Raw genomic sequence first — 20,876 nt, forward strand, 5'->3', positions numbered from 1 at the left:
AAGGCATCCTACTTGCCACTAACCTAGTGCCCATGGGTACCCCGATAACTAAAGCCGTCATTCCCGCAGCTGGACTGGGCACACGCTTCCTCCCAGCGACCAAGGCCATGCCGAAGGAGATGTTGCCGGTCGTTGACAAGCCGGCGATTCAATATGTCGTCGAGGAAGCCGTCGCGGCCGGCCTCAGCGACGTGCTGATGGTCACCGGACGCAATAAGAATGCCCTGGAGAACCACTTCGACCGCATGACCGAGCTGGAGGCGATGCTCGAACGCAAGGGCGACCAGACCCGGCTCGCCAAGGTGCGCGAATCCAACGAACTCGCCGACATCCACTATGTGCGCCAGGGCGACCCGCGCGGACTCGGCCACGCCGTGCTGCGCGCACGCATGCACGTGGGTAACGAGCCGTTTGCTGTGCTACTCGGTGACGACATCATCGACGCCCGAGACCCCCTGCTGACCCGGATGCTCGAGGAACAGGTGAAGCGCGGCGCCAGCATCGTTGCCCTCCTCGAGGTCGATCCCTCGCAGATCCACATGTACGGTGCGGCCGCGGTGGAAACCACCGACGACCCCGACGTCGTACGCATCACCGGTCTGGTCGAGAAGCCCAGCACCGCCGATGCCCCCTCGAACCTTGCCATCATCGGCCGCTACGTGCTGCGCCCCGAAGTCTTCGATATTCTGGAACACACGGCGCCCGGCAAGGGCAATGAGATTCAGCTCACCGACGCCCTGCAGGAGATGGCCGTCAATCCCGAGGCGACGGGCGGTGTGTATGGTCTGATCTTTCGCGGTCGGCGTTACGACACCGGTGACCGGCTCGACTACATCAAGGCCATCGTGCAGCTCGCCGTCGATCGTGAAGATCTCGGAGCCGACCTCAAACCGTGGCTGCGCGAATTCGTCGCCACGCTCGAATAGATCATCACCCAGCTTCCATTCAATAACAGACAGGCGAACCGTGCCGATCGCAATTCCGACCCTTCGTGAGGGCGCCGTCTCTCTGCGCCCCATCCGCTTGCGCGATGCGCGCACCCTCGAGGGCGAATTGCTGGCCAACCGGTCCTGGCTGCGTAAATGGGAGGCGACGAATCCTTACGCGCCGATGTCCTTTGACACGCGCGCGAGCATCCGAAGCCTGCTGACCCACTCGCGGTCGGGCAACGGTCTCCCGTTCATCGTGGAACAGAACGGTGAACTGGCCGGTCAGCTCAACGTGTCGTCGATCACCTGGGGGTCGCTGTCGTCGGCGACGATTGGATATTGGGTGAGTGAGAAGTTCGCCGGCCAGTCGGTCACTCCAACGGCAGTGGCGCTCGCCACCGATTATTGCTTTTACCAGTTGGGCCTGCACCGCATGGAAATTTGCATCCGCCCCGAGAACAAGGCCAGCCTTCGCGTCGTTGAGAAACTCGGCTTTCGATATGAAGGTCTGCGCCGCCGCTACATCCACATCAACGGTGACTGGCGCGATCACTTTTGCTTCGGTCTGGTTGCCGAGGAACTCAGCCAGGGCGTTATGCGCCGCTGGCAAGACGGCCTGGTACCAGCGGATGCCGCGAGCGTCACCGCGGCAGATCTCGAGTCGGCCGCGCATCCGGTGCGTGTCATCACCCGATGACATTGAAGGATTTGCCTGTTCGGGGGCAGAATCAGTGCATTAAGTTGGGTGACACACCGAGAGTAATCCTCGGCGGATGCGCCCGCGCCTCTTACCGTTGTCAACATGAGTAATGAGGCATTGGGTGGCGGGGTCATGGTGGCGGTGGCTGCTGTGCTCTGGGTCGCCTACCTGATGCCCACCTGGTCGCGTCGCAAGCAGTACCAGGCGACCGAACGAAATGCGGTGCGATTGCAGCAAACACTGCGTATTCTGGCGGAAACAGCCGAGGTTCCGCAGCAAGTGCGGCTCGAAGCGACGGCCCGCACCGTGGCCGAGCAGCAGCGCGTGCTGGCGCGGGTCGAACAGTCCGAGCGGGCTGAAGCGCAGACGATAGCGGATGCCGCCCGCGACGTTCGCCGCGCCGCCGCCGCGGTAGCCGCCGCGTCCACGCCGCGCCTGCCGGAGTCGCCGGGGAAGAAACTTCGGCGTCTTCGTCGCTTTCGGAGCATGGTGTCGCTGATTCTGCTGGCCGGCCTCGTGTTGGCCGGGTCTGGGATTGCACCCGCGCTGGCCGGCTCATTCACCACCCTGGTCAGCGGCGGAGTCGTCATGGTCGCCGCGTTCGGCATCCTGGGCCGACTGGCGACGGTCGCCCGCTCGGCCCGCATCGTGCGACTGGAAGCCCCGGTGGAGCTGCCCGTGTTGATCGGTCAGACCTTCGAACCCGTTCAGTTGGAAGAAAGTCCGGCCGTCGCGGCGACCTGGACTCCGCAACCGCTGCCACGAGCGCTGCACCTCTCCCGCGGATCCATCGCGCAAACGGCGATGGCATCCGTTGAAGCGGCCAACCAGCTACGCAAGGCCGCCGCCGAGGCGGAGGTTGCCCGTCGTGCCGCCGCGCTTGCCGAGGAAGCCAATCGGGCGGTCACGCCGATCGCCCGACCTGCTGTTGCTGCGGTGCCGAGTCGATTTGCGTCGATGGGCATCGTCGGCGAGACAGAACCGGGCATGACCGACCTCGACGCCGTGCTGCGTCGCCGTCGCGCGGTCTAATTGACGCACCGCGCTCAAAACGGCAAAACTGTCGGCCAGCCCGTGATATTCTTCAAAGGCAGTTTGGGGCTATGGCGCAGTTGGTAGCGCGTCTCGTTCGCAATGAGAAGGTCAGGAGTTCGAATCTCCTTAGCTCCACCACACTAGATACCCGGTCAGAACCATTTTCGGTTCGACCGGGTATTTTTCGGTTTTCGGCGGCGTGCACAATTTCTTGCACAACCTGCCTACATTTGGCCGCTTTTCAGTCTCTCGGGGTCTGTCTCAATCCGACAAAGCCGACAAAGCCGACGAAGAGGCCGAGGTGAAGAGTGACCCCGAGGTCGTGTACGGCGTCGAATGGAGTATGAAGAAGTACAAGACGATCTACTCGGTGCCTGTCAAGGCGAATATGGTGCAGCTTGGTTTCCTGAGCGTCAATAATGCGAAGGTGGGTGCCATCGGCGGCCCGCAGCGTGCTGCGGTCCTCTGGACGTCGAGTTGACGAGAAGGCAGTACGGCGCAACGAACGCTTGACGAAGCGTTATTCAGACAACTCGGCTGAGCACGCCGCGGACTCGGCCCGCCAGCTCCACGAGCTGTCTGCAGAATTGGCTCGGAGCGATTGACCCACGTTCGAGCGATAACGCATTCGTTACAAAAAACGAGCGATGACACCGTTTAAGTCACGCCGATTCTAGATCAGGCCCGCCGCCGCGCCCGAAGCGACCAGATGGCCGGCGTGAATACTGTTTCAGTCCTCCAGCGCTTCGCCCTGTTTCTCGGGGAGCCCGAAAGCGCCGAGGGCCGCAACCACAAAGAACACGGCGAAGACCGTGAATAGGAGGCCGGTCCCGCCCGTTTCGCGCAGCATCGGTACGGCCAGCGGCGCCAGGATTGCGGCGATCCGCCCGATGCCGGCCGCCCATCCGGCTCCGGTGGCTCGAATGCGGGTGGGGTAGAGCTCGGGGGTCACGGCATACAGCGCTCCCCACGCGCCGAGGTTGAAGAAGGAGAGCAGCATGCCAGCACCGATCACCTGGGTGGCGTCGCCGGCGACCCCGAAAAGCGCCGCCGAGAGTGCCGAGCCGGTGAGGAACACTGCGAGGGTCCGGCGCCGCCCCCACCGTTCGATCAGGTACGCCGAGGCAGCATATCCCGGCAGTTGGGCCACGGTGATAATGAGCGTGTACGCGAAGGAGCGAACAAGGGAGAGTCCCGACGCGACCAGGATGGTCGGAAGCCAGATAAAGGCACCATAGTAGGAGAAGTTCACGCAGAACCAGACCAGCCACAACGCACCGGTTCGGCGACGCAGGCCGCGCGACCACAGCGCGGTGACGCGTGGCTTGGCGGCGGGAATAGTCGGCCCTGGACTCGTCGCCGCAGGCAGTGCCAAATCATCGGGTGCAGCGGTGACTCCGGCGGACTTTTCGAAGCGTCGGACGGTCGACTCCGCGTCCTGGAAGCGGTTGCGCGATTCGAGGAAGCGAACCGACTCCGGCAGCCGCAGCCGCACGACCACCGCGTACAGGGCCGGAGCCGCTCCAATAGCCAGCGCCCAGCGCCAACCGTCGGCCGAAGACGGTACAACGAGAAACCCGATCACGGCGGAAAGGGTCCAGCCGATGGCCCAGAAGGATTCGAGGAAGACGATGATGCGGCCACGAATTCGTGGCGGCGCGAATTCGCTCACGAGCGTCGAGGCGACCGGAAGCTCACCGCCGAGACCGAGCCCAACGACGAATCGCCAGGCGATGAGTACGGCCACGGAACCGGACAATGCCGACGCTCCCGTCGCGAGTCCGTAGACGAGCAGGGTGAGTGCGAAAACCTGGCGTCGACCGATGCGGTCTGCCAGCAAACCGCCGAGGACGGCGCCAACGGCCATGCCGATGAACCCGGCGGACGCGATCCAGGACAGTTCTGCGTCTGTGGTATTCCATTGCACCGCCAATTGGGCAAGGACGAAGGAGATGAGTCCAATGTCCATCGCATCCAGGGCCCAGCCCAGGCCGGAACCCACGAGCACGCTGCGGTGCTCCCGGGTAAACGGAAGCGCGTCCAATCGCTCAGATCGACTGGAACGTGCGCGAACTTCAGCCATCAAGTGTCCACTTCAGCGTTGGCGGCAATACGGCAAACTGAGGGTAAAGCGTCCACCGGATAACCGAACTCTATTGCACGCCCCTCCCTCGCCTGCCGCGCGGCGGCGTTACGCCCTCGCGGGGCGGTGCGGGCCAGGTAGATTTCCCCAGGGATCGCACCGAACTGGGTGTGTCCACCCAGCACCCAGATCTGGAAAACAAGGTTCGTCGCGCCGCAACGCGGGCGCGTCGAATCCGTGAGCACGAAGTCAGGTTCATCGCTCTGGTCACCATCGGATGCCGCCACCGAAAGTCCCATCGCCCTGGCCTTCCTCAACTCGACGGCCACGAATTCTCCCTCTCCATCCGAAAGTAACCCACGAATGTGTCAGGCGAGCATGTTCTGCGTCGATCGACCCAGCCGATCCGGGGTCGTGATCACGAGGGTGTCGCTGTCTTGGAGTGCGTCGAGTGCACGGTCGAACTGGGGCGTGATGCTCGAGCACCGGAGATGCCGTGGTCGACGTAGAGGTCGTCACGCCGGACGCCAGCGGCGAGGATGTCGATCTGTTGGTGGTCGGTGGACTGCTGCCGCGTGGATACACGCGCGTCGCCGATCAGTTTCGTCATTTCTGCTCTTGGGGTGTCTCATAACCAACGGCGAGTACCACAGTTATAAGCATGCGGTTATGCGACGTAGTTATGAAAATCGGCGCGCCGCAAGATTCCGGTGACTCTGAGGAAGCTCAGGTGGCGGACCGGTGACGTGGACCGAAAGAAGGTCGCCGAAGCCCCTGAGCCACGCGGGCGTCGAGCGTGGCTCGGGGGAACTGGAATACGACAGTTCAGAGCGTCGCGCAAGGTTCGCCGCGAGTCTTGAAGGCAAGGGAGATCAGAAGACGATCAACGCGCGAATCCTCGCCGACGGTGAAAATGCCAAGCACCCGCGCAAAGCAGTCATGTCCCAGTCGGGGAAGACCGCCAGGCCACACCGCAGTAACAAGAACGGTGTGCAACAGCGGGACCACGGCGGCCTTTCCCGTTGACAACTCAGCTCAGCTGCCCCGCGTCGAGCAGGACCTCGGGCTGTTCTGGCGAGGCGACTCTGCTGCCACAAGGTCATGCCGGTAACTCTTGACCACCACACCCGGCCAGGGAAGAGGCCGCCTCGTGTTAAGAAAGTCGCGGTCACCGTCACCGTGCCGACCTACCCGGCCAAGATCAACGCGATGACTGCGGTCCGGACATTCGTCCGCGACCATTGCTGCTCGTCACGATGATGCCGCAGATATCGACAACCCCATCGTCACCGACCGCGACGCGCAACCCCCGCCTCATCGTCACCCACGGATCCGGCTTAGATTGCCCTGGTGGGTCCCAAATACCTTGACATAATCACACCAGCATGCCATGAAGTTTTTCCGCGGCGGCTTGGAGCAGGGCTCCGAGCTCGGCACGCAGTTTGTCTGACATCCGGTGGGCCGGCACCGAAACATTCATGCCGAAGATCTCGCCGCTGGGGCTGGATACCGCGACGGCGACCGACATGACACCGTCTTCGCTCTCCTCTCGGCTGGTCGCGTAGCCGGTGTCCCGGATGGATTCCAGGGCTTGCTCCAACGCCGTTCGGGATGTAATTGAGCCTTGAGTGAGACCGGTGAGCTCTTCTTGGGGGTACAGGGTCCGCAGTTCATCTGTGGTGAGACGGCTCATCATTGCTTTTCCTGTGGCAGTACAGTTGGCGGGCAGCGTGAGGCCCTGGCGGGAACCGACGCGTACGGCCCGTGAGCTTTCGATGGCATCAATGAAGCAGGTCTGGGCCCCTTCCAGCTTGGCGAAGTGAACCGTTTCGCCTGTTTCATTTGACAGTTGCTCTAATATGGGGCGAGTCAAGGATCGAATATCGACTTGACGTCTGATGGCGAAGGCAATGGAGCTTAGCGCCTGACCGGGCTCATAGGCTCGGGTGGACGGATTTTGCCGGACAAATCCGCGGTAAAGAAGCATCCCCATGAGCCGGTGGGCCGTGGACGACGCCACGCCGAGGTAGTTACTAGCGTCAGTTAGTCTGATACTTGGTCGCGTCTCGAATAACAACAACAGGCGCAAGGCACTGTCAACAGATTCGATGCGATATTGCGGCGGCGGACCGTACCTGGACTGGGGTTCTGGCTCTACAGTGCTGATGCCACTTATCCTATCCCTTGGCCCAGTCTCGCGAGCTCGTGCCGCCAAGCCGTAGCCGTATTAAAGGATCCGCCCAAGTCGGGCAGTTCCACCATGTCGCTTTCGGGAAGGTCGACGAGTTCGCCTCCGGCGGCACGTATCTGCAGTGAAAGCCGAGCCAAGTTGTCGACGCTGATGGCTTGGAGCACTGCCTGCTCGACTGTCGTTGCTGTGCTGGTAAGTCCATGCCCGCGAAGTACTAGGACGGGGCGTTCGCCCATGGCCGTGACCATTTCCTTGGCCAGCCGGCGGTTTCGGACCAATACTCCACGAGGGTAGACGGGCACTCCACCGGCGGCCAGGCGTGTACCGGGAATGTCGAAAGCTCCAACAATAGGTCGTATCGACAGTCCGGCGAGATCTGCCGCAACAACGTGAGGGGGATGGGCGTGGACGACGGCCCTCACATCAAGGCGAGAACGAAGGATTTCGGTATGGAGGGGCAGCTCATTGGGTACTGTGTACCCGCCGTCGAGCTCGCCATCGGCGGCGGGATTACCGTCGAGGTCGACCAGACGGATGTCTTCGGCCTCGGTGAAGGCAAGGCCGCGCTCCCGGTGCCCACGGCAGCGGATCAGCAGTGCATTCTTTTCGACCAGCAGACTGATGTGCCCTAGAACGCCGTCGGCCAAGCCCCGGTTTGCCAATACTCTGCAGGCCATCGCCACGGCCTCCCTGCTGGCACCGAATGACACGGTATCGAGAGTCTGCCGCATCACGGTACCGGCATCGCTTGTGAGGTCAGTTGAGTCTCAAGCGCGTCGCGCAGCTCGGCGACAGTAATGCCCGTTCCCATTCCGCGGCGGCAGGCGATGAGCGCCTTCGGCCAGTTGACTGTCGCTGCCCCATGCAGGTTGATCCCGTCTTTCGTGTAAAGGGCCGCGAACCTGCCGTGGGTCTCGGGGTGCCCGATCACGATGTGCTTCGCATTGTTTCCCACCCGACCGACAATCTGGATTTTCCAGTTGTACTGGTCACTCCAGACATACTCGACGGGACTATATTCACGTGGCTCGGCCGGATGGGTGATGTTGTATGCGACGCAGATGGCTTGCTCAACCGCATTGGTCCAATGCTCGATTCGGATGTCTTCACCGTGCCGCGGGTGATGCCAGCGTGCCACATCTCCGACGGCGTAGATGGATGGTGCGTGCACGGCGCGGCAATATTTGTCCAGCACGACCCCGTTGTCTACGAGCAACCCGGAGGACGAAAGCCAGGCGTCATTGGGAACGGCGCCGATGCCAACGAGGACTGTTGCTGCCGACAGAACGCGGCCGTCGGTCAGGTGCACGCTGAAGGCGCCCTGGTCGCCGTCGATTGCGTCGACGCCGGTACCGAAAATCGTCGTGACGCCGTTATCTCGATGCAGAGCGCCGAACCAGTGGCCGATCTCGGGATTGAAGATGCGGCTCATAGGAATCGTCTGCGGATCGATGACCGTGACTGTGAGGCCCAACGACCGCGCGGTTGCTGCCGCCTCGGCGCCAATGAAACCGGCGCCGATGACGACCAGGTCACCGCCGCCGAGGAGGCTAGCGCGCAGCCGGTGGGCGTCGTCTAGGGAGCGAAGCACGTGGATGCCCGCACGCTCGCCCCAGGGAGACGGGCGCGCGGCCGCTCCGGTCGCGATGACCAGGTTGTCGAAGTGAATGGGCTCGTGACCCTCTAATTCGAGGAGACCGTTGTTGATGTCGACACCGGTCGCGGTGTGCCCAAGCACTAACTGGATTCGCGCTTCATCGGCCTCTTCCTGCGTGAGGAGGCAGATAGACGATGCCTGTGCTGTGCCGGCCAGAACGGACTTGGACAGTGGCGGCTTGTCATAGGGAAGCTCTGATTCTGCACCAACGAGAACGATGTCGCCTTGGTATCCCTCCAGCCGAAGAGACTGTGCGGTGCGCACCCCGCCGATGGACGAGCCCACGATCACGGTGGTCGAGCTCATTCGCTCACCGTGAGGGCCGAAACCGGGCAGCTGCGGGCCGCTTCGGTGACACGGGATCGCTCCGACTCCGGAAACTCTCTCTTGATCATGACCACGTTGCCATCATCGTCGAGGTCGAAGTAATCCGGTGCGGCCATGACGCAGTTGGCATAGCCCTGACAGGCCTTTAGATCAGCGGTTACAACCGGCATGGTCAAGCTCCTCTGCTTTAATTATTCATGTGTTGTTGGGTGCTACGGCAACGTCGTCAGCCGACGTTTCGACGGTTAGGCGTCCTCGGTGACCAGTGGTCCGAAGGGATGGCCGATCATGGCCGAGAAAGTAGCCGGCGACTGCCAGGTCAGGGCTTCGAGTTCGAACGGACAGAGCGCCACCCATTGGCCCGAACGCGGGGAGTGGATCATGAGCCGTGAACCATTGCGGGTCTCGACACGGCTGACCCGTATCTCGGAAAACTCGTTACCAAGAACGATCGGGGTACCCGTGGTGTGTGCCTCGAGCTGGGCTCGTTCTTCGCTCGCGTGACGCGCCGTCTGACGGTCTTCTGCCTCACCTTCCCATTCGAGCTTCACAGGAATATCGCTAAGTTCTGCATGCGAATCACGGACTCGTCGACCATGATCGTTCGGCGAGCAAGTTCCCAACCCGTTGCAGTTCGCCGCAGTAGATCTTCACGGCCGGCCGAAATGGTAGCGGCCTCGTTGATGTCCCCGCGACTTCTGAACAGCAGTACGGCGGAGTCCACGACGATTTCGTCTGGATTCTTGGTCCGAAAAGTGCGGACATTGGTGATGTAGTGGCGCAGGCGTGAGGGCGGGTCTTCGGTCCAGGCGTGTTCGGTCGCGAAGCGGGCCACGCGGCGACTGAGCGAGTACATGTTTTCGTCGAGATGGGCCATTCCCGGAGCAGTCGTATAACCGGCGCCGAGGGCGGTGGTGACGCGCACCGGCATCAGATAGTGAATATCTGATGCGAGTGTCGATAGCCAGGCCTCGTAATCCTGGGCATCCAGAAGGTAGGACTCGTCGACCAGCCACCGGTGGGCCTGGAGGTGCAGCTCGTCATTGAACGCCAGAGATTCACCCGTTCGCTGGGTGCGGGGGGCGTGGGCTCCCAAGGGAGACTGCTCCGATAATGTGCGGTCGGTGCGCACGTTTGCCGTTTCTACACTCATGGCTAGGCGCCCAGCAATACGGTCTCGGCGGCTTCGTCGATGGGGGCCTCTGCTGCGACACAGGATGAAGCGCTGCCACTCTTGGACGTCTTCCTGACGGCGGTCATTCCGACCTTCAGCTGTGCCGCGGCCTCAATTGGGCGTTCCAGGTGGTCGGCCCAGCGAGTCAGCAGCTCCCGCTGGTTGTATTCGCTGTAGCCCACGCGAGTGGATCCCGGGCCCGAATACTGCTCGTTCGTCAGCGGCTCCACAACGTTCCCACCGTCTTCCAAAAGGCCCATCCGGCCGTTGAGGAGAAGCCGACGAGCCATGGAACCGGCGGCCGTGTTGGTCAGCGATACCCAATTTTCAACGTCATCCTGCTCGAACATGCCGCCACTGCCGAAGCACATGAGATAAGCCTTATAGGAGAGTTCCTTGTATTCGTCGGTCGCGTTTTTGTCTACAGCGAACCAGGACAGGACCTCGGTCTCATTTTCGCTGATCGGCTGCCACTGACGGATAGAGATGAAGGGGTGCACGTCGTCGGAGTCTTCCTCCACCCGCGGCCAGTTGTGGACGAAGCTCATGTTGGGGAACAGGGACGCTGCGGATATCATGAAGCCGTCCTGGCCGATGACATCCAGTTGCGCCTGGCTCCACTGCCCCTTCATCCTTTCGATCATGTCGTCCGGGTAGCCGACATAACGCAGACGGTCTTCGAGGCTTCCCTCGGGAAGCTTGTAGGTCGTGCCGCCACCGTTGCCGGCCCAATACGTGGTGCCATCCTTGCGTTTTTCCGCCTTGGGCTCGCGGAACAGACCGATTTCGACCACGGAGGCGTGCGTCTGAGGGGTGTGATACATGTCACCGGCAAAGTTTTCGGCACCAATTTTCCAGTTGGCTTTGATGCGCCAACGCTGCGGTCCCCGCAGTTCAATGCCGCCCGCGCTCTGCTTCGTGTAGTAATCCAAGTAGAACTTGAAATCGCCGAGGAAGTCCTCGAGTGGCTCCGCATTCGGATCCAGGCTGATGAAGATGAGCCCGTTGTACACACCAAGGGACGGTGCGGGGAGAAGAGTCTGGCCCTTTTTCTTGAAGCCCTCTTCGCCGCCGAACGCTTCCTCGTGGAACGGCAGGCCGATGAGTCGGCCATCATTTCGGTAGGACCAGCCGTGGTAGGGGCAGCGGAAGTGTGATGCGTTGCCCATTTCCGCCCGGCAGACCTGCATGCCACGGTGCAGGCACATGTTGAACAAAGCTCGGACCTCGCCTTTCTCGTCGCGCGAAATAATAAAGGAGTCCTCGAGGACGTGGCGGACGACATAGTCACCGGCCTGCGGCACTTCGGACTCATGCGCGACAAACAACCAACTCCGACTAAAAAGACGCTCTTTCTCAAGATCGAACAGTTCTTTGTCGTTGTAGATGTGTGCCGGAATCATGCCCTGGCGTACGTCGTTCAGAACACCACTCTGGTCTGTCATGGGAACTCCTTGTTTGATGGGGCGTGGGACTTTTATTCTGCTAGTCAGAGATTAGTTCTGTACTAAAGAGAATGTCGCACTACTGATGGTTCGTCAAGCACCGGTTGCCCGGCTCTTTCCGGCTGGCCCACTGAGTGCGGGTGAGCGCCGAGCCGGTACGCAGATTCAGTGCCCGTTTTCCGGGTTGTCTGAGTCGCGAGCGGCCGCTTCCCCTCGATCCAACTCGTGCAGGGCCTGCATGTCGGTGGCACTGAGCGCGAAATCGAAGACCGCGAGGTTTTCGGCCAAATACAGGGGGTTGGATGACTGGGGGATCGGTATGAGGCCCTGTTGGACGTGCCAACGGAGCAGGACCTGCGCGGGAGTTCTCTGCACCCGTTCCGCGATCGCTTTGACGATGGGCATGTCCCGCAGGCCGGAGGCTCGGCCGATCGGGCTCCAGGATTCGGTCAGGATTCCCAGCTCATCGTGGACCGCCCGCGCTTCACCGCGGGCCAGGTCAACACTCAATTGGATTTGATTGACATCGGGGACCACGCCGGTGGCATCAATAATTTTTTCCAAATGACTCGGCTTGAAATTGGAGACGCCGATTGCTTTAACCCGACCCTCCTCTAGGAGCTTAACCAGGCCTTTCCATGCCTCGACGTAGCTGCCCTGTGCGGGCACGGGCCAGTGGCACAGGAACAGGTCGAGGTAGTCGACGTTGAGCGCGCGCAGGCTCTCGTCGTAGGCGCGCTGCACGCCATCGATGCTGTGGGATTCCTTGTTGAATTTGCTGGAAACAAAAAGATCATCCCGGTCGATGTCCGAGGATCTGATTGCTCGTCCGACCGCTGCTTCGTTCCGATACTGGAACGCGGTATCCAGCAATCGGTACCCCACCCGAAGTGCATAACCGACAGCAGCTTCACATTCTTTGTCCAGAAGCGGCCACGTGCCCAGACCCAACAACGGAATGCTGTGCCCATGGAGCATCTTTCGTCGACGCGCGACTCCGGTTTCGCTGATCATGTTTGCTCCGGACGTCGTACGTCCTCGAGATAGGTGAGGGTGTCGTCCAGAGTGACAACGTCACCGTATTTGCTATCGATGTCGAACAGGCTGGCTAGATGGGGCAGCTCGGCTCGGTCACCGACGCCTTCCTCAACAACGACGGTGTGGAAACCATATGAGCAGGCATCAACGGCCGTGGCGCGGATGCACCCGCTGGTGGTGCATCCGACCATGATCAGCGTGTCCACGCCCTTCGATATCAGACGCGTCGCCAAGTCCGTGCTAAAGAAGCAGGATGCGTATTTCTTGACCAGGAGCATTTCATTGCTCTGGCGCTGCAGCCTTGCGTCGAGTTCGACCCATTCGCTACCCTCCACGAGCCAGCTGTTGGACGGTATTTTGCGGATCCACTTACCGGCGTCCTGAAGATTGGAGTCATAAGCGACGGTAGAGAAAATTATCGGGATAGCTGCTGCCCGGGCACTCGCCAGTAATTTCATCGTGGCTTCTAACTGCCGATCGAGATCCCCGGCTAGGGGCGATCGTGCATCGGTGAAACCACGGATGAAGTCGACGATAAGAAGAGCCGGACGTGTGCCGAAGCCGGTGCGGCTGCCCAGACCCTTTTGCCTGAATTCGGACCGGAGCTTCTCATACGCATCAACGATGATGGTGCTGGATGACATGATTTCCTTTCTCGAAGGATCCGTTCCATGAACGGACACTCGACCGCAGCGCGGCTTAGGTGGTTTTACGCAAATGTCCCTCGATAGCCCAGAGCACCAGATTGCCAACGAGCGCGATTAGGGTGAGCAACGTGATGAGGCCATACATCATGGGCAAATCCAGCTGCCCGTAGGCGCGCAGCGCCAGTAGTCCTAGGCCGGCGCGCGCGGCAAAGAACTCCGCGATGATGACGTTGATGAAGGCGATGCTGAATCCGATTCGGATACCGACCATCAGTGATGGGGCCATCGCCGGTATATATATTTTCGTCACGGTCTGCAGCGGGTTCAGGCTGAGGGACCGTGCCAGCTTCGGCAGGAGTGGATTGATGGCGCGGACACCGGCTGCGGTGGAAACCATGATCGGGAATACGGCCGCGAGAGCAGCCATGGCGGCCTGGGCTCCTACTCCCACGCCGAAAATCTGCAGCAAGATCGGAAAGAAGATGACGCGTGGCGTGGCGAACGCGCCCGCCACGATCGGATCGAACACGGCTCCCAGAAATTTGCTCCTTCCGATGTAGTAGCCAAGAGGAAAGCCCACAACGGCGGCAATCAGAAAACCAATGACTACCGCGTTCAGCGTGCTCCACAGGTGCCTATAGATCGACCCGTCCGCAAAGGCCTCCGCCAGCGCCAGGAAGGATGCGACGGGGGAGGAAACCAGATCGCTGATGGCCGACAAGAAACCCCAGATGAGGAAGACAGCCACGAGGACGACAGCGCGCCACACGTTGTCGATGAGGGCGGAGGATTTCTTCCCTCCCGACCGGTCGCTGTTCTTGGGCACGGCAAGAATTGTGACATCGGTGCTCACAACATGTCCCTTCTGATGCGCTTCTCGAGCCACGTGAGCACGCCGTTGACGACAACGCTGACGACAACGACGACGACAATGTAAGCCCACATGTCCGATACATTGAGTTCCCGGTAATACAGGCCGGCGCGAAAGCCGATTCCTTGTGCCGCCAGAATGAATTCCATGGCGATGGTGCCGATTACGGCATAGATGAAACCGAGCCGGATACCGGGGAAGACCAGCGGTGTGGCGGCAGGAAATAATACCTTCAGGTAATACTGTGCTGGAGAGGCATTCACGGAGTTTGCGAGCTTGTGAAGAATGGGCTTGATTGAGTTCAGCGCGATCATCGTGGTCAGCGCGATCGGAATCAGAGACATCGTTGCCGCGATCAAAATAATTGGCCCCGCGTTGAGTCCCATCACGGCCAGAAGTATGGGATAGAACAACAGCGTGGGCATGGCGTAGCCCGTGACGATGAATGGCTCCAGGATTCGCCCGGCAGCCGGGATACGCCACAAGAACACGCCCAGTGGAATTCCCACGGCGACGCCGATCGCGAACGCGAAAAGAATCGTGGTCAGGGTTCGAGTCGCATCCTCCGCAAACTCGCTGGTCGGAACGATGGATGCGAGCCGGGTCAGAATTTCAGATGGCGGTACCATCAACGTGGGCACAATGAGCCCCGTCCTGGTGGCCGCTTCGAGGACGACGAGGAGAGCCACGATGATGAACCATTGGACGAAAGTCGGCCTACGCCAAACCGAGCCCGCACCGAGATGCTTCGTTTTGACCGCAATTTGTGGTGTGCTCATGCAAGCAGCGCCCCAGGGCCCAGTGTTTTCTCGGCTTCGACCTTCACTAGGTTCCATAGGTGCTCTTCCAGTTCCCTGAAGCGTGGAAGTGCGTGAGTACCTTCCGGCCGGGGACGTGGCAGATCAATATTGACGATCTCTTTGACGATTGACGGTCGAGCCGACATGACCCACACCTCATCCGAGAGGTAAACGGCCTCCTGAATATCATGGGTAATGAAAAGCACCCGATTTTGGGTCCTCTCCCAGATGCGCAAGAGCTCCCGACCAATAAATTGGCGAGTTTGCTGGTCAAGCGCACCGAACGGTTCGTCCATGAGCAGAACTCGAGGCTCGACGGCCAGCGCTCGCGCAATAGCCACACGCTGCTTCATCCCCCCCGACAGCTGCCCGGGGCGGTGATCTTCAAATCCTCGCAACCCTACAAGATCGATCATGCGGCGTGCGCGGTCGTTGCGGTCGACTTTGGAAACGCCTTGGATCTCCAGGCCAAAGGCGACGTTGTCGAGGACGCTGCGCCAATGCAGAGTGGAGTCTTCCTGAAACACCATTGCGGTGTCCCGGCGGGGACCGGTGACGAGCTCGCCGTCAATGCTGACGGAGCCCTGCGTGGGTTTCAGAATCCCGCCGACCATGTCTAACAGAGTGCTCTTCCCACAGCCGCTCGGACCTATTACGGAGACGAATTTGCCATCGGGAATTGTCCCCGAAACGTTGGCCACCGCCTGGGTAGCCCCGGCATCGGTTTGAAAAGTCATACCGATGCGGTCGAAAACAACATTGTTGTTCTGTTCGGTCGTACTCGTGCCCAGTACGTCGCTCATGACAGGACGTTTTTCAGGACGATGGCGTCCATATCGGGCTCCCGAGTTAGTTGGCCCTGGTCGAGACCCGCAGCGACAACGGACTGCAACTGTGCATCCGTGAAATCGAGACTGTAAAAACTTTGGGAATTCTTCAAGGCCTCAAAGGCGACTTCCGGTTCGTAATCGATCGCCTTGGCATAAATGGCTGCGGCCTTCTCTAGATCGGTCGTGATGAGGCCAATGCCCTTCTTGAGTGCCCTACCCCATCCTTTGAGAACCTCTGCGTTCTGGTCGATGAAGGCACCGGTAGCGCACAGGCAGGTATCTGACCAGTCGGTGACATAGTCGCGCGAGCGCCAGATGATCTTCGACTCACTCTCACTGGCAATTTTCTCTGACAAGGGTGAGGCCGTCCAAGCTACATCGACAACTCCCTGAGACAAGACAGTCCAGGAATCGCTGGCCGACCCGACGCTGACTAGTTCTACGTCTTTGCCGGGGATGATTCCGGCTTCCCGCAGCGTTCGCTCCGCAAAGTAGGTCGAGTTCGAACCGGGAGTACTGACGGCTACCTTCTTGCCGCGAACATCCTCAATGGATGTAATGGACGAACCGGAGGGTGCGATGAAATCTACCGACGGGGAGGTGTAGACGTTGCCAAATATTTTGACGTCCATACCCTTCTCGGCCGCGATAAAGACCGGAATTGTGGAGGACGTGCCAAAACCGATACCGGAGTCAATCCCGCGCACCGTATCGAGGCCGCCAGGGAATTGGATGTGCTCAAGGGAGAGCCCCTCCTCTTCGTAATATCCGGCCGCTTGTGCGATGAAAAACGGGGCCGAATGAATTAGGCTCGCCAGCCCGGTGACCGCAACGTCACCGGAAAATCCGGCCTTCCCCGTGCTCCCGCTCGGCGCGCACGATGTTGTGGCCCCCAAGAGAGCCAGACCTCCCGCAGCGGCAGACAGCCTCATAAATCCTCGCCGGTCCATACGGCTTAATTTAAATTCCATCAAGTTCTCCCTCGCCATTGAGTGCCCCTTATGGGCGTTTGTCTGAATAAATCACATTATAGCTACTGCTGTGCAGATACTTGTTCTGTTACGCAGAAATAACCGCGCGACCAGACGGGTAAATTGATCGTAGGAGCACGTGCGTCGCGCACGTCCGAGTTGATCGACGTCGTGGGATGTGGTCGCTGCAGCGGGAAGCCATGCACGTGGCGCTGGCTCTACCCGGCCATAACGTTAGTGACGTGAGGCCTTGAAAAGGGAGGACCTCCGGTGCTTGGTGGAGATGTTCAACGTCTCACTTCACAACAAAGGTCCTCATGTCACACATAAAAGCGAGATTGAACGTTCGCGGAAGGACCCTGCTGGTCGAAAGGGTTCTCGGCGGTCGACCGGCGGCGCACGTCGCCAAGAAACTCGGCATCTCCCGGCAGTGCGCCTACCGGTGTGTGCGTCGCTATCGAGCCGAGGGTGAAGCCGGTCTCAGCGACCGGTCGTCGCGGCCACACTCGATGCCATCCCCAACCAGCCCGGGACGCGAAGCGGTCGGTCTGGAGGCCCGCATCCACTTATGCACCGGCCCGGCACGGATCGCCGCCGACACCGGCGTTCCCGCACGCACGGTCTCCCGGGTGCTGGCACGGCATCACGTCCCGGCGCTCTAGGAATGCGACCCGCCGACCGGCGAAAAGATCCGAGCTACCCGTGCCACAGCGACCCGGTATAAACGCGCCCGCCCCGGCAATGTGGTGCACATCGACGTCAAGAAGCTCGGACGCATCCCCGACGGCGGCAGCTGGCGAGCCCAGGCCGGCCCAACTCGCACCAACCACACCGCCGGTCACATTCGGGTCGGCTACGACTACGTGCACGCCGTCATCGACGACCGCACCCGTCTCGCTTATGCCGAGGTCCACCCCGACGAAAACGGCGCCACCGCCGCCGGCGTCCTCCTCCGCGCAGCCGCGTTCTTCGCCAGCTGCGGCATTCCCAAGACACGACGAATGGGAAGCCGGCGAACGCCGCTACTTCTCCGAAGCCTCGATGCTTGAGCTGACTACCATGAACAACCCAATCGAGGTCATCGACGAGGCGGTGATCCTTCCAGAACTTGCCGCCGCCTGAACTAAACCACCTGACCCGCACGGTGACGATGAGTTACACCACCCAGCGGGACGTGACCGCGCCGGTTTGACTTCGCGGTGAGACCGCAATTAGTCAGCCGAGACGTAGCCCACATCTTCGTGCAGTGCAATGTACGCGGCGATGTGTGAGTCGGTGTATCGGATTGCGCGGCCGAAGCGTATGCAGTTCAGCGAGGCTGAACGAGTTGCACGTCGAATTGTCTGTTCGCTGAGCCCGAGCTTCGTAGCGACTTCTGCGGGGGGTACGCGAGGCGGTTGGTTTTAGTGTTGGTGTCCATAGGGGGTTCTATACGGTAACCCTGAAATCGGCTGGAAGCTTGCTGGCGCGTGATCTCTGAGGAAGCCAGTGCGGTAAAGGAATCCTCGTCAGAATGACGCTAATGCACACTTTGAACCGCACAATTCTTACACAATCTCCAGTGCTTTCAAGGCCTGTCGAGGTTTATCAGATTCAATGTTTTACAAGGATCGAACGGCATTCAGCCACCATCTGTCTCGTTCGCAATGAGAAGGTCAGGAGGTCGAATCTCCTTAGCTCCACCCAGAAAAGCCCCGGCCTCGGTCGGGGCTTTTTCGTTCCCGTTCCGGCGGTTAGACGATCGGCGGGCGCTGCAGGGTCTGGGTGATGCGGCTGGCTTCGTCGAGCAGCAGCTGGCCGAGCACCTTCTGCCGCTCGGGCTTGAACCGCGGTTCGATGCCGGTGAGTGAGAGCGCCCAGCCCGGTCGGCCGTTGCGGTCGAAGATCGCGGCGCCCATGCCCCAGCTGCCCTCCAGGATCAGCCCGGGGTTCACGGCGTAGCCGGTTTCTCGAGTGCGCTCGAGATTGGCACGGATGCTGGCGGGGGAGTGCTGTGGGCCCCAGCGCGCCGCGATGGTCCCGGTGTCGCCGAGGAGAGCATCCACTTCGGCGTCGGGCAGGTAGGCCAGAATGGCCAGTCCAGCGGATGCGACCCCCAACGGAAAGCGCACCCCCTCGTGAAGCACGAAAGAGCGGATGGGAAAGCTGCCCTCCTCGCGGAGCAGGCACACGGCTTCGACGCCGCGCCGGATCGACAGGAACGCGCTCTCGCCGGTCTCCTCGGCGAGGCGCACGAGGCTCGGCCGGGCGAGCTCTTCGATCGGATAGCGAGCGGCGGCGACGGTTCCCATAACAAAGATTTCGGGACCGTAGTGCCAGGTGTGCCGCACTGCGTCGTGGTCGAGCAGGCCCTCGGCGGCGAGCGATGTGAGCAATCGGTGCACGGTGGGCCGGGTCAGTCCGGAGTCGCGCACAATCTCGGCCAGGGGTGTGCCGGCCGGATTGCGGCCGACCAGGCGCAACAGCAGGGCGATGCGGGCGACGACCTGGGCGCCCTGCACGGGCTGTGCCAGCGGAACCGGTTGGGTGCCAGGTGGCTTCTGGGCCCCAGTGATGGCTCGACGACCGATCATTTCACACCTTCTGTCCATAATGTGGATGAACCAGAGCCTACTGTTCACGCTGTGGAATCTCAAGAGAATGACGATTGACAGGCCACTCCGGGCCTGAATACCATGACGTAACGACCTGATGTCCACAAGGTGGACAAGGCTGACCCGACCCCCACTCAACGAGGAGACAGCATGTCCAAAGTTCAGACCAGCGCGAGCGAGGCGCTGCACGATGTTCTGCGGGACGGGATGGTGCTCGCGGTCGGCGGATTTGGCCTCAGCGGAATCCCGGCCGATCTCATCGACGCGGTGCGAGCATCCGGTGTGAAGGATCTCACCGTCGTGTCGAACAACATGGGCGTTGACGGCAAGGGCCTGGGCGTTCTGCTCGAAGCCGGCCAGGTGCGCAAGGTGATCGCGTCGTATGTCGGCGAGAACAGGCTCTTTGCCGAGCAGTTTCTGGCCGGCGTGCTCGAAGTGGAGTTCAGCCCCCAGGGCACCCTGGCGGAGCGGCTGCGGGCCGGCGGCGCAGGCATTCCCGCGTTTTATACCAAGACCGGCGTCGGCACACTCATCGCTGAGGGCAAGCCGCTCGCCGACTTCGACGGTGAGACCTATCTGCAAGAGCGCGGCATCGTGGCCGACGTCGCACTGGTCAAAGCCTGGCGCGCCGACACCCTGGGTAATCTCGAGTACCGCTTCACCGCCCGCAACTTCAACCCGGTCGTCGCTACCGCGGGCCTCGTGACGATCGCCGAGGCCGAGCTGATCGTCGAGCCCGGTGACATCGATCCTAATCACGTGATCACCCCTGGGGTGTACGTGCAGCGCCTGATCCAGGCCTCAGCCCGGGTCAAAGACATCGAACAGCGCACGGTGCGCAGCCGGCCCGTGCTGGCATCCGCTTAAGGAGAATGACCATGGCTTGGAGCAGAGACGAAATGGCCGCGATCGCGGCGCAGGAACTGAGCGACGGTGACTACGTGAACCTCGGGATCGGCATTCCGACGCTCGTGGCTAACAACCTGCCCGGGGGAATCCAGGTGACGCTGCAGAGTGAGAACGGGCTGCTCGGCATGGGGCCGTTCCCGTGGGAGGGCGAAGAAGACGCCGACCTCATCAACGCCGGCAAGCAGACCGTCACGGTACTGCCCGGAGCGTCGATTTTCGACTCGGCGACCTCGTTCGGCATGATCCGCGGCGGCCACGTGAAGGTTGCTATTCTCGGCGCCATGCAGGTGTCAGGCGCGGGCGACCTCGCCAACTGGACTATCCCCGGCAAAATGGTCAAGGGCATGGGCGGCGCGATGGACCTCGTCGCTGGTACCCCGCGCGTGGTCGTGCTCACCGAACACGTCGCGAAAGACGGTACGCCGAAGATCGTCACCGAGTGCACCCTGCCGCTGACCGGCGTGCGTGTTGTGGATCGCATCATCACCGACGTGGCCGTCTTCGACGTGACGCCGGCCGGCCTGGTCCTGCGCCAGCGAGCCCCTGGCGTGAGCCTGCAGGACATCGAGGACACCACCGAGCCTGCGTTCACGGTCGAGGAGCTGGCTCCGACCGACTAAAGAGGATGCTGCACCCGGCCCGGGCAGACCAGCCGGGCCGGGCGGCAACACCGCT

The 20,876-nt window shown here is 61.2% G+C and carries 23 protein-coding genes, 1 tRNA gene and 4 pseudogenes; 10 read left to right on the top strand and 18 right to left on the bottom strand.

Features of this window, described 5'->3' with window-relative positions:
- The first annotated feature begins 32 nt into the window (after nucleotides 1–32).
- The 5 genes from galU to CJ028_RS09615 all read left to right on the top strand — a co-directional run bounded on the left by galU (nucleotide 33) and on the right by CJ028_RS09615 (nucleotide 3,145).
- Nucleotides 33–926, top strand: coding sequence for a UTP--glucose-1-phosphate uridylyltransferase GalU (gene galU / locus CJ028_RS09595; RefSeq protein ID WP_105035025.1), 894 nt, complete (start codon nucleotides 33–35; stop codon nucleotides 924–926).
- Between the two features lie 40 nt (nucleotides 927–966).
- Nucleotides 967–1,626 carry a GNAT family N-acetyltransferase gene (locus CJ028_RS09600; protein WP_105035026.1) on the top strand — a complete coding sequence of 220 codons (660 nt, stop codon included), beginning with the start codon at nucleotides 967–969 and terminating at the stop codon, nucleotides 1,624–1,626.
- Between the two features lie 105 nt (nucleotides 1,627–1,731).
- Nucleotides 1,732–2,661 carry a hypothetical protein gene (locus CJ028_RS09605; RefSeq protein WP_105035027.1) on the top strand — a complete coding sequence of 310 codons (930 nt, stop codon included), beginning with the start codon at nucleotides 1,732–1,734 and terminating at the stop codon, nucleotides 2,659–2,661.
- A gap of 65 nt (nucleotides 2,662–2,726) precedes the next feature.
- Nucleotides 2,727–2,802 (top strand) — tRNA-Ala (locus CJ028_RS09610).
- A 61-nt stretch (nucleotides 2,803–2,863) separates the two neighbouring features.
- A complete protein-coding gene (locus tag CJ028_RS09615; RefSeq protein ID WP_105035028.1) occupies nucleotides 2,864–3,145 on the top strand; it encodes a hypothetical protein in 282 nt (93 codons plus the stop codon).
- Between the two features lie 249 nt (nucleotides 3,146–3,394).
- Here the strand turns inward: CJ028_RS09615 and CJ028_RS09620 are convergent, their stop codons facing one another.
- From CJ028_RS09620 to CJ028_RS09630, 3 genes and pseudogenes are all read right to left on the bottom strand, one after another.
- A complete protein-coding gene (locus CJ028_RS09620; RefSeq protein WP_105035029.1) occupies nucleotides 3,395–4,747 on the bottom strand; it encodes an MFS transporter in 1,353 nt (450 codons plus the stop codon).
- Nucleotides 4,747–5,076 (bottom strand): hypothetical protein, encoded by a 330-nt coding sequence (locus tag CJ028_RS09625; protein WP_105035030.1) that lies wholly within the window; start codon nucleotides 5,074–5,076, stop codon nucleotides 4,747–4,749. The genes CJ028_RS09620 and CJ028_RS09625 overlap by 1 nt, the downstream gene beginning before the upstream one ends.
- 42 nt (nucleotides 5,077–5,118) lie before the next feature.
- Nucleotides 5,119–5,357 (bottom strand): annotated as a pseudogene (locus CJ028_RS09630) (recombinase family protein); the annotation flags it as partial.
- A gap of 131 nt (nucleotides 5,358–5,488) precedes the next feature.
- Here CJ028_RS09630 and CJ028_RS09635 point away from each other — a divergent pair.
- Nucleotides 5,489–5,773: a hypothetical protein gene (locus tag CJ028_RS09635; RefSeq protein ID WP_105035031.1), complete on the top strand. Its 285-nt coding sequence runs from the start codon at nucleotides 5,489–5,491 to the stop codon at nucleotides 5,771–5,773.
- 349 nt (nucleotides 5,774–6,122) lie between these two features.
- Here CJ028_RS09635 and CJ028_RS09640 read toward each other — a convergent pair whose 3' ends face one another.
- The 13 genes from CJ028_RS09640 to CJ028_RS09700 form a co-directional block, all read right to left on the bottom strand.
- Nucleotides 6,123–6,962: an IclR family transcriptional regulator gene (locus tag CJ028_RS09640; protein WP_276309377.1), complete on the bottom strand. Its 840-nt coding sequence runs from the start codon at nucleotides 6,960–6,962 to the stop codon at nucleotides 6,123–6,125.
- Nucleotides 6,920–7,669 (bottom strand): 3,4-dihydroxyphthalate decarboxylase, encoded by a 750-nt coding sequence (gene phtC / locus CJ028_RS09645; RefSeq protein ID WP_105035032.1) that lies wholly within the window; start codon nucleotides 7,667–7,669, stop codon nucleotides 6,920–6,922. The genes CJ028_RS09640 and phtC overlap by 43 nt, the downstream gene beginning before the upstream one ends.
- Nucleotides 7,669–8,901 (bottom strand): NAD(P)/FAD-dependent oxidoreductase, encoded by a 1,233-nt coding sequence (locus tag CJ028_RS09650; RefSeq protein ID WP_105035033.1) that lies wholly within the window; start codon nucleotides 8,899–8,901, stop codon nucleotides 7,669–7,671. Before CJ028_RS09650 ends, phtC begins: the two co-directional genes overlap by 1 nt.
- Nucleotides 8,898–9,092: a ferredoxin gene (locus CJ028_RS09655; protein WP_105035034.1), complete on the bottom strand. Its 195-nt coding sequence runs from the start codon at nucleotides 9,090–9,092 to the stop codon at nucleotides 8,898–8,900. The genes CJ028_RS09650 and CJ028_RS09655 overlap by 4 nt, the downstream gene beginning before the upstream one ends.
- Before the next feature lie 75 nt (nucleotides 9,093–9,167).
- Nucleotides 9,168–9,473, bottom strand: coding sequence for a hypothetical protein (locus CJ028_RS09660; protein ID WP_105035035.1), 306 nt, complete (start codon nucleotides 9,471–9,473; stop codon nucleotides 9,168–9,170).
- On the bottom strand, nucleotides 9,470–10,075 hold the full coding sequence (locus CJ028_RS09665; RefSeq protein WP_105035036.1) for a 3-phenylpropionate/cinnamic acid dioxygenase subunit beta: 606 nt from the start codon (nucleotides 10,073–10,075) through the stop codon (nucleotides 9,470–9,472). Before CJ028_RS09665 ends, CJ028_RS09660 begins: the two co-directional genes overlap by 4 nt.
- Nucleotides 10,076–10,077: 2 nt before the next feature.
- A complete protein-coding gene (locus CJ028_RS09670) occupies nucleotides 10,078–11,541 on the bottom strand; it encodes a Rieske 2Fe-2S domain-containing protein (RefSeq protein ID WP_105035037.1) in 1,464 nt (487 codons plus the stop codon).
- 165 nt (nucleotides 11,542–11,706) lie between these two features.
- Nucleotides 11,707–12,555: an aldo/keto reductase gene (locus CJ028_RS09675; protein ID WP_105035038.1), complete on the bottom strand. Its 849-nt coding sequence runs from the start codon at nucleotides 12,553–12,555 to the stop codon at nucleotides 11,707–11,709.
- Nucleotides 12,552–13,223 carry an N-carbamoylsarcosine amidohydrolase gene (locus CJ028_RS09680; RefSeq protein WP_105035039.1) on the bottom strand — a complete coding sequence of 224 codons (672 nt, stop codon included), beginning with the start codon at nucleotides 13,221–13,223 and terminating at the stop codon, nucleotides 12,552–12,554. The genes CJ028_RS09675 and CJ028_RS09680 overlap by 4 nt, the downstream gene beginning before the upstream one ends.
- A gap of 55 nt (nucleotides 13,224–13,278) precedes the next feature.
- Entirely contained in the window at nucleotides 13,279–14,079 is an 801-nt protein-coding gene (locus CJ028_RS09685; RefSeq protein ID WP_105035040.1) for an ABC transporter permease, read from the bottom strand.
- Nucleotides 14,076–14,876, bottom strand: coding sequence for an ABC transporter permease (locus tag CJ028_RS09690; protein WP_105035041.1), 801 nt, complete (start codon nucleotides 14,874–14,876; stop codon nucleotides 14,076–14,078). The genes CJ028_RS09685 and CJ028_RS09690 overlap by 4 nt, the downstream gene beginning before the upstream one ends.
- Complete coding sequence (locus tag CJ028_RS09695) at nucleotides 14,873–15,700, bottom strand: ABC transporter ATP-binding protein (protein ID WP_105035042.1); 828 nt, start codon at nucleotides 15,698–15,700, stop codon at nucleotides 14,873–14,875. The genes CJ028_RS09690 and CJ028_RS09695 overlap by 4 nt, the downstream gene beginning before the upstream one ends.
- Nucleotides 15,697–16,716: an ABC transporter substrate-binding protein gene (locus tag CJ028_RS09700; RefSeq protein WP_240607178.1), complete on the bottom strand. Its 1,020-nt coding sequence runs from the start codon at nucleotides 16,714–16,716 to the stop codon at nucleotides 15,697–15,699. Before CJ028_RS09700 ends, CJ028_RS09695 begins: the two co-directional genes overlap by 4 nt.
- Before the next feature lie 299 nt (nucleotides 16,717–17,015).
- Here CJ028_RS09700 and CJ028_RS21365 point away from each other — a divergent pair.
- Together CJ028_RS21365 and CJ028_RS22085 are read left to right on the top strand one after the other, a co-directional pair.
- A pseudogene (locus CJ028_RS21365) lies at nucleotides 17,016–17,702 on the top strand (helix-turn-helix domain-containing protein); the annotation flags it as partial.
- A pseudogene (locus CJ028_RS22085) lies at nucleotides 17,689–17,820 on the top strand (IS256 family transposase); the annotation flags it as partial. The pseudogenes CJ028_RS21365 and CJ028_RS22085, both read left to right, overlap by 14 nt.
- A gap of 89 nt (nucleotides 17,821–17,909) precedes the next feature.
- Here the strand turns inward: CJ028_RS22085 and CJ028_RS21970 are convergent.
- Nucleotides 17,910–18,065: pseudogene (locus CJ028_RS21970) on the bottom strand (helix-turn-helix domain-containing protein); the annotation flags it as partial.
- A gap of 366 nt (nucleotides 18,066–18,431) precedes the next feature.
- Complete coding sequence (locus CJ028_RS09715; protein WP_105035045.1) at nucleotides 18,432–19,271, bottom strand: IclR family transcriptional regulator; 840 nt, start codon at nucleotides 19,269–19,271, stop codon at nucleotides 18,432–18,434.
- 171 nt (nucleotides 19,272–19,442) lie between these two features.
- Here CJ028_RS09715 and CJ028_RS09720 point away from each other — a divergent pair, with 171 nt between their 5' ends.
- On the top strand, nucleotides 19,443–20,159 hold the full coding sequence (locus CJ028_RS09720; RefSeq protein ID WP_105035046.1) for a CoA transferase subunit A: 717 nt from the start codon (nucleotides 19,443–19,445) through the stop codon (nucleotides 20,157–20,159).
- A gap of 11 nt (nucleotides 20,160–20,170) precedes the next feature.
- Nucleotides 20,171–20,821, top strand: a complete 651-nt coding sequence (locus CJ028_RS09725; protein WP_105035047.1) for a CoA transferase subunit B — start codon at nucleotides 20,171–20,173, stop codon at nucleotides 20,819–20,821.
- Nucleotides 20,822–20,876 lie beyond the last annotated feature (55 nt).

This window comes from Cryobacterium aureum (genome assembly GCF_002954245.1).
GTDB classification, from domain to species: domain Bacteria; phylum Actinomycetota; class Actinomycetes; order Actinomycetales; family Microbacteriaceae; genus Cryobacterium; species Cryobacterium aureum.